The 7,250-nt window shown below is 67.8% G+C and carries 6 protein-coding genes; all 6 read right to left on the bottom strand.

Annotation, left to right across the window (positions count from 1 at the left end; translation table 11 throughout):
* Positions 1 to 201: 201 nt before the first annotated feature.
* The 6 genes from H3H36_RS18895 to H3H36_RS18870 are packed head-to-tail and all read right to left on the bottom strand — an operon-like array spanning position 202 to position 7,234.
* Positions 202 to 1,119, bottom strand: coding sequence for an NAD-dependent epimerase/dehydratase family protein (locus tag H3H36_RS18895; RefSeq protein WP_182219646.1), 918 nt, complete (start codon positions 1,117 to 1,119; stop codon positions 202 to 204).
* Positions 1,116 to 1,670: a dTDP-4-dehydrorhamnose 3,5-epimerase gene (gene rfbC, locus H3H36_RS18890; protein ID WP_182219645.1), complete on the bottom strand. Its 555-nt coding sequence runs from the start codon at positions 1,668 to 1,670 to the stop codon at positions 1,116 to 1,118. Before rfbC ends, H3H36_RS18895 begins: the two co-directional genes overlap by 4 nt.
* Before the next feature lie 26 nt (positions 1,671 to 1,696).
* Positions 1,697 to 2,458: a hypothetical protein gene (locus tag H3H36_RS18885; protein WP_182219644.1), complete on the bottom strand. Its 762-nt coding sequence runs from the start codon at positions 2,456 to 2,458 to the stop codon at positions 1,697 to 1,699.
* Positions 2,459 to 2,500: 42 nt separating this feature from the next.
* Positions 2,501 to 3,034 carry a class I SAM-dependent methyltransferase gene (locus tag H3H36_RS18880; RefSeq protein ID WP_182219643.1) on the bottom strand — a complete coding sequence of 178 codons (534 nt, stop codon included), beginning with the start codon at positions 3,032 to 3,034 and terminating at the stop codon, positions 2,501 to 2,503.
* Complete coding sequence (locus tag H3H36_RS18875; RefSeq protein ID WP_182219642.1) at positions 3,028 to 4,353, bottom strand: glycosyltransferase; 1,326 nt, start codon at positions 4,351 to 4,353, stop codon at positions 3,028 to 3,030. Before H3H36_RS18875 ends, H3H36_RS18880 begins: the two co-directional genes overlap by 7 nt.
* 52 nt (positions 4,354 to 4,405) lie before the next feature.
* The gene (locus H3H36_RS18870) at positions 4,406 to 7,234 is read right to left on the bottom strand and encodes an O-linked N-acetylglucosamine transferase family protein (RefSeq protein WP_311196658.1); all 2,829 of its coding nucleotides are present in this window, start codon (positions 7,232 to 7,234) and stop codon (positions 4,406 to 4,408) included.
* Between the last annotated feature and the right edge of the window lie 16 nt (positions 7,235 to 7,250).

Here is a 7,250-nt window from a genome sequence, read left to right as displayed (position 1 = left end):
GGACGGCAGCTATGCCGAGTACTGTGGTCCATGCTGCACGGTCAACGCGAGTATCGCTTACCTGGCTTCGAACCAAAAAGCATTTGAAAATCCGGGCGGGATGTTCAGGTCCGGCAATCTGCCAAATGGCGTGATGCCGGACCTGACCCCGCTTTTTTTGTGACCCCGCTTTTTTTGACCCGCTTCTTTCTGTTACCGCTGCTACTCGGCGAGGCAGCGCTTGATGCCGTCCGCCAGCGCCACCTTGGGCTGCCAGCCCGGCACGCTGTCAAACGCCGTCCACGGCACCATCACTTCGCGCGGCCGGTAGGGCCGGCCTCCCCATTCGATATTGAGCGCCCGCCCGCTGGCCTGGGCGTAGATGGCGGCGATCTGGCGCAGCGGCAGCGGCGCGCCCGACGATACGCCATAACTCTTCATACTGCCGGCCGGCGCCGTTTCCAGCTGCGCGTAGGCCAGCAGGAAGGCGTCGATCACGTCGTCGATGTAGACCAGGTCGATCAGCTGTTCACCGGGCGACATGGCCAGCGGCGCGCCCGACTGCGCATGGCGCTTGAGCAGGTGCAGCAGCTTGGGGCGCTGGTCGCCGGGGCCGTAGGTGTCGAACAGCTTGAGCGTGACCACGCGCAGGCCGGCCGTCTCCGCGTAATAGCGCAGCACGGCCTCGAACGCCTGCTTCAGGGCCGCATACAGGCAGACGGGATTGTAGTCGGCGTTCTCGTGGTGCTGCCACGAGGTGCCCGTGTTGACCAGCAGCGTGACGCCGTTGGCGGCCATGGCTTCGGCCAGCTGGGTCGAGAACAGCACGTTGGAGCGCACCAGCGGCTCCACCTGTTCGGCCGTGTGCTGGGCCAGGAACAGCGAGGCCAGATGGAACACCACGTGCGGCGCGGCCGCCTTGACGATGGCGATCAGGCTGGCCGTGCCGCCGTCATGTTCATGGATGGTCAGCCGCGCCGGCTGTTCCGCAGCGAGCCCTTCCAAGGGCGCGCGCGATGAATCGGGCCGCAGCACCACGTGCACCTGCCAGCCTTGCGCCAGCAGGCGCCGCACCAGGGCCGCGCCGATGAAGCCACTGGCCCCCGTCACCAGCGCTGAGCGCCCTTGCGGCGCCGTCATGGCTGCGCCTCGTAAGTGAACGGCGACTTGAAATCGGCCAGCGGCACGAAGCCGCGGTCGCGCGCCGACAGGATGGGATCGGCGTCGGGCCAGACGATGCCGGCCGAATTCCACAGGATGCCCGTGTCGTGCGCGGGCGAGTAGGTGGTGGTGACCTTGTACACCATCAGCGCCTGCTCGCTCAGCGTGTAGAAGCCGTGCGCCACGCCGGGCGCCAGGTACAGGGCCTGGCCATGTTCGGCGTCCAGTTCGATCATCATGTGCTGGCCATAGGTGGGCGAGCCCACACGCAGGTCGACGGCCGCATCCAGCACCTTGCCCTGCACGCAGTACAGCAGCTTGGCGTGGTCGCGCGGCGGGGTCTGGAAGTGCAGGCCGCGCAGCACGCGGCGGCGCGACACAGAATAGTATTCCTCGGCGAAGTCGGTGGCCAGGCCCCGCTCGCGGAAGGTCTCCTGGTGGAATACCTTGACGAAGCAGCCGCGCTCGTCGCGCAGGATGTTGGGCTGCAGCAGGTAGCAGCCGGGAAGGGCGGTGGGCAGGAATTGCATGGCGTCGGGTCCGGTAAAGGGGTGGTTCAGGGCTGGGCCGGCGGGATCAGCAGGGTCAGTGGCTGGGAGATCACCTTGTCCCAGCCCCAGGCGTTCACTTTCTTGGCCAGCAGCAGCGCCTGCAGGCGCTCGCAACTGAAGGCCATCGACCGCTCCAGGTAGCCTTCGCGCTCGATGTAATGGTTGCGGTAGAAGCGCGACATCACCTTTTCCAGCGCGTGCACGATGTCGACGAACCACGGGATCGGGATGTAGCTCACGGTGGGCGCCGTGATGAAGGCGTTCTGGCTCAGGAAGGCGGTGCTCTCCGCATCCGTGATCACGCCGCAGTCGACGGCGTCGCCGAAGAACTTGAGCAGGTCGCGCACGATGGCGTTGGCGCCATACTGCTGCATGATGTTGCCCTGGAAGTGCACCATGGCCGGGATGATGGGCGTGGCGCCATCGTGGTAGTAGTGCTCGGGCAGCACTGTGGCCAGCAGGTCGGGATGGGCGTGGAAATTGAAGCCGCGCAGTTCCCCTATCGGTTTGCTGAGCGCGAAGCGCCGGTAGTGGCACAGGCCGACGAAGCCTTCGGCGTTCGATTCGAGCAGCATCTGGCGGATCGCGTACAGGGCCACGTATTCGCCCAGGTGGCGGTTCTGGTGCGCCAGGTGGGGGAAGCGTTCGGCCATGGCGATGCCGTTGGCGGGCCGGTAGTCGCCGGTGCCGATCACGGTCATGAATTCCGGCAGCGGCCATGGGCAGGGCGCGTGCGAGATGCAGTAGAAATGGGAGGAGGCGGACATCGTGGGCGGAGTCGGTTGGGTTGGCGGCCGGGTCGCGCGGACTCAGGCCGGGAAAGCGGTGATCAGCAACGGCGCCGGGCCGTCGGCCGGGGTGGCGCCGGGGGTGGCCAGCGGCGCGGCGGCGCCGGCCGTGTAGCCGGCCTGGGCCAGCAGGACCGCCACCGCTTGCGGGCTGTCCGCGCGCGGCAAGCCTTCGTTGGCCCACACCGGATAGCCGGGCAGTACGATCAGCACGCAGGCGTCGGCCGCCAGCACGGCGCGGATGCGGCGCAAGAGGGCCAGCGGGTCGGCGCTGTGGTGCAGGGTCTGGTCGAAGATCCAGGCGTCGCTCATGGCCAGGTGGGCGAAGAATGGCGCGCCCACCGTGTCCACGTTGGCCTGGTGCACCAGGTCGCAGTGGCGGCGGGCCAGGGCCGCCGCTTCCGCGTCGCGCTCCACGCCCTGCCACAGGCTGGCCGGGTAGCATTGCTTGTAGGCGCTGGCCAGCGTCCCGTCGCCGCAGCCCACTTGCACCAGGCGGCGCGCGTTGGGCGGCAGCAGCTTGCGCAGCGTGCCGGCGTAGAGGGCGCTCAGCATGGCACCGCCTTGATCAGGTACAGGTCGGGCTGGGCGTCCTGGAACGCCAGCTCCGGGTCCACGCCCATGGTGGCCGTCAGCTGGCGCAGGGCGGCCGCCACGCCGGGGTGCTGCAGCGGCTGGCGGATCACGGGCATGCCGGCGGTGACGCGGAAGCCGGCCTGGCGGAACAGTTCGATGATGGTGGCGCGGCTGAACCAGCGGCGCTGGCCGGGGCTGAGCAAGCCTTCCTCGGCGTAGGCCATGTCGCCGGTGGCCATGCGCAGCAGCATGCCCCAGTGCTGGGCGTTGGGGATCACGGCCACCACGCTGGCGTCGGGACGGATGCATTTGCGGATGCGCGCCAGCAGTTGTTGTGGCCCGTCGCTGCGTTCCAGCGCCTGGTCCAATATCCAGCAGTCGGTGGCGCCATGGTCGCGGAAGAAGGCGTCATCGAGGGTGTCGATATTGCACGGGTAGAGCGCGTCGCAGGCGCCCTTGCCCACGCTGGCCTTGTCCGGATGGGGGCCGGCGGCCAGGTAGCGCGTGGCCGGTTCGGCTTCCTTGCAGGCGCGCGCCAGCAGGGCGTCGTTGGCGCCCAGTTCGAACAGGGTGCGCGGACCAGGGGGCAGCAGCGTTTGCACCATCAGCCGCAGTTCGGCCGCCTGGCGCGATTTCAGGCTCCACTCGTCCAGCCCATAGCTGCCGCTGCGCTTGACGGTGCCCTGCCAGTCGTGGCGCAGGTAGTGGCGCTCGCCCGTGGTGGTGTTGAGGAAGTCTTCCTTGAGCCAGTCTATGCCTTGCACCAGCTGGCTCTGGCCGGCCCGGTGCAGGGCCAGCATCGGTTCCGTCATCGGCGCGCCATGCTTGGTGGGCATGGGCCACTGGCGCAGCACGTCGATGTTGACCAGCATGCAGGCCGGGTGCAGGTAGCGCACGGCGCCTTGCTCGTAGTCGACATCGTAGCCGCCCTCGTTGACGTGGTTCACATAGCCCACGCCGTACATGCCCGGCTGCAGCCGCTCGGCCATGTCTTCCAGGAAGCCGCGCTTGAGGATGAACACGTCCGAGTCCAGCACCAGCACCGGGCCTTGCAGTTCCAGGTTCTGGAACGCCCACGCCATGCCGGGGCCGTGGTGGATGTTGTAGTCGAAGTGGATGAAGCGCACATCGTCATAGCGCGCGCACACGGCCTCGATGGCGCGGTAGTGCTGCTCGCCCGAGCCGTCGATGATGGTGACGGGATTGCGGTAATGGGCCCGGAATGAACTGAGCAGGTCTTCGATCAATTCGGCCGAATTGTAGGAGACGGAAATGACGGGGATGGTTTCGATATGCATGGCGTGCGGTTCAGGTGGCAGGGCGCGCCGCCAGGCGGCGCGCCCGCCGTGGTTATTTCCCCAGCAGGATGGTGGTGGCCTGTTGGATGACTGCCTGGATCTTATCCAGCGGATAGGCGCCGGCCTTGACTTCCTCGTGCACGGACGACAGGAACCACATGCAGGTGACCAGCTTGCTGGTCAGCATTTCGTGCAGGCCGGCCCGGTTGCGCAGGAAGTGCTGGTGCTGGTGGGCGTCGCACAACAGCTGCAGCCATTCCACGTTGGCCTGGATCTTGATGCGGCTGCCGCTGGCCTGGTCCTGGCCGCCGTGGATGCGGAAGTAGCTGAGCGCCTCGGGCAGGTAGACGCAGTCCTGGGTGGTCAGCAGCGACAGCCAGGTGGCCACGTCCGACAGGGTCACGTACTGTTTGCCCTGGAACTTGCCGAAGCCGTCCGGCAGGGCGCGCTTGCGGAACAGGGCCGTGGTCGGCTCGCCGATCATGTTCTGGCCGTTGGTGAGCATCAGGTCGCCCAGCGAGGCGCCGCCCACCACCGTGTCCACGTTGAACAGCCGCTCGGTGCCGCTCAGTGGCGCCATGTAATGGCCGTTGGCGTCGATCAGCTGGCGGAACGAGGTGACCAGGCCGATGTTGGGCCGGGCCAGCATGAACGACATCATGCGCTCGATCTTATTCGGGTGGAACAGGTCGTCATCCATCAGGTAGTTGATGAATTCGCCGCTGCTGTTTTCGTAGCAGTTCAGGAAGTTGCCCAGCGCGTTCAGGCCCGGCGCGCGCAGGTAGCGCAGGCGCGGGTCGCGCTTGACGTAGGGGGCGAAGCGCTCGCGCGTCAGTTCGTCGTCGCTGTTGTCGCTGACGATGATTTCCAGGTTGGGCCAGTTCTGCGCCAGCGCGCTTTGCAGCGCCAGTTCCGCGTAGTCGGGCCGGTTGTGGGTGGGGATCAGGATGCTCACCAGCGGCAGGCCGCTGCTGCCGGCCGGACGCATCACGTCCGTGGTGCGGGTGGGCGGGGCCGTCTTGGCGCCGGCGTTGCCCTTGAGGGCCACGGCCGCGTAGCAGTCCTCCAGGTCGCGCACGAATTGCGGGCTGTCGAACAGGGCGCAGTCGAGGCGGTGCTCATGCAGCTGGCGCTTCATCGCTTCCACCCGCGCCCGGTCCTGCGCCAGGGCCACGGCCTTGTCCTCGTAGTCCTGCAGGTTGTAGGTGATCAGCTCGGGCAGGTCGACCGCCTGCAGCAGGCTGCCGGCCATGCGCGAGGAGAAGGTGCGGCCGGCGCAGGTGAGCACGGGCAGGCCGGCCCACAGCGCGTCGCTGGCCGTGGTGCCGCCGTTGAACGGGGCCGTGTCCAGGAACAGGTCGGCCACCTGGTAGCGGGCCAGGTATTCGGCCGGCACCACGCGCCCGGCGAACACGAGGCGTTCCTGGTCGACGCCGGCCAGTTCCGCCTGGCGCCGCAGGTTGGTGCGCACTTGCTCGTTGTCGGCCACCATCCACAGCAGGCTGCCCGGCACGCGGGCCAGGATGCGCATCCAGGCGCCGAACACTTCCGGGTTGAACTTGAAGTTGTTGTTGAAGGCGCAGAACACGAAGGCGTCGTCCGGCAGCGCGCAGGCGGCGCGCGTGGGACGCGGGCCGATGATGCGCTGGCGGTCGTTGATCTGGAAGGTGCGCGGCATGTGCAGCGGCTTCTCGGTGAAGAACGGCTCCAGCTCGGGCGGCAGCACGAACGGGTCGGCGATCACGTAGTCGATGGCGGGCATGCCGGTGGGGCCGGGCAGGCCCAGCCAGGTGATCTGCACCGGGGCCGGGCGGTAGGCCAGGATGTTGGGACGCGCGCCCAGCGTCAGGCCGTGCAGGTCGACCAGGATGTCGATTTCGTGCGAGCGGATCAGGCGCGCCGCTTCCTCGTCCGTCAGGGTGCCGATGCGGATGTGCTGGTCCATGCCGGCGATCACGCGCGCGCGCAGCGGCGAGCCGTCTTCCTGGCTCCAGCAGAAGCCATACACTTCCACCTTGCTGCGGTCATGCAGGCCATACAGTTCGGCCGTGAGGATGGACACGGCGTGCGAGCAGAAGTCCGACGACAGGTAGCCGATGCGCAGCCGGTCGTGGCCATAGCCTTCCGGGCCGGACAGGCGCGGCACGTCCTGGATCACTTTCTCTTCCACGAAGCGGCGCGAGGCGGCCAGCTGCTGGGCCGGGTCGCCCGAGGCCGACAGCATGGCCAGGGCCGAGGTGGCGTCCATCAGCTTGTCCTCGGCGATGCCGCAGGCGCTGCTGTTGTAGACGGGCCATTTGCACTGCTTCTGGCGCAAATGGACCCAGTGGGTGATGACGTTCTTCTGGTCCGGCTCGATCTCCAGGCTGCGCGTGAGCATGTCCTCGGCGGCCGGATAATCCTTGCGGATCTCCAGCAGCCGGCCCAGGTTGTTCAGCGCCTGCAGGCAGAACGGGCGCTCGGCCGCCAGTTGCGGATTGGCGTAATCGAGCACGGTGCGCCAGCTGGCCAGCGCTTCGTCCGGGCGCTTCATGCGCTCGAGCAGGGTGCCCAGGTTCAGGTGCGCCTCGGAGAAGCGGGGATTGACGGCCAGCGCCGCGCGGTACATGGCTTCCGCGCTGGCCGTGTCGCCCTGGTCGCTGAGCAGCACGGCCAGGTTGAACTGGGCCGCGTAGGCCAGCGGCGAAGCCGTCTTGTTCAGCCACAGCCGGTACAGCTGCACGGCCGTTTCCAGCTGGCGCGCCTCCGTCAGGCGGGCGGCGGCGCCGAACAGTTCGATGATCTGCAGCGTGCCGTTGTCCGCCTGGGCGAAGGCGGCGGCGGTGGCTTGCGCCAGCGGCGCGGCCATGGTGGGCGGGGCGATAAACGTCGGTGTCGTCATGGTGGAGCTTTCAGGC

It is taken from the genome of Rugamonas fusca, from assembly GCF_014042365.1.
Lineage (GTDB): Bacteria > Pseudomonadota > Gammaproteobacteria > Burkholderiales > Burkholderiaceae_D > Rugamonas > Rugamonas fusca.
The sequence above is the reverse complement of the archived record's forward strand: the minus strand, read 5'-3'. Positions and strand labels throughout refer to the sequence as shown.

What these genes read in the sequence shown, in the direction of transcription:
- H3H36_RS18880 (WP_182219643.1), bottom strand. Translation starts at nt 3,034, where the DNA reads ATGCTGAGCGCCCTCTACGCCGGCACGCTGCGCAAGCTGCTGCCGCCC.
- H3H36_RS18875 (WP_182219642.1), bottom strand. Translation starts at nt 4,353, where the DNA reads ATGCATATCGAAACCATCCCCGTCATTTCCGTCTCCTACAATTCGGCC.
- rfbC (WP_182219645.1), bottom strand. Translation starts at nt 1,670, where the DNA reads ATGCAATTCCTGCCCACCGCCCTTCCCGGCTGCTACCTGCTGCAGCCC.
- H3H36_RS18895 (WP_182219646.1), bottom strand. Translation starts at nt 1,119, where the DNA reads ATGACGGCGCCGCAAGGGCGCTCAGCGCTGGTGACGGGGGCCAGTGGC.
- H3H36_RS18885 (WP_182219644.1), bottom strand. Translation starts at nt 2,458, where the DNA reads ATGTCCGCCTCCTCCCATTTCTACTGCATCTCGCACGCGCCCTGCCCA.
- H3H36_RS18870 (WP_311196658.1), bottom strand. Translation starts at nt 7,234, where the DNA reads ATGACGACACCGACGTTTATCGCCCCGCCCACCATGGCCGCGCCGCTG.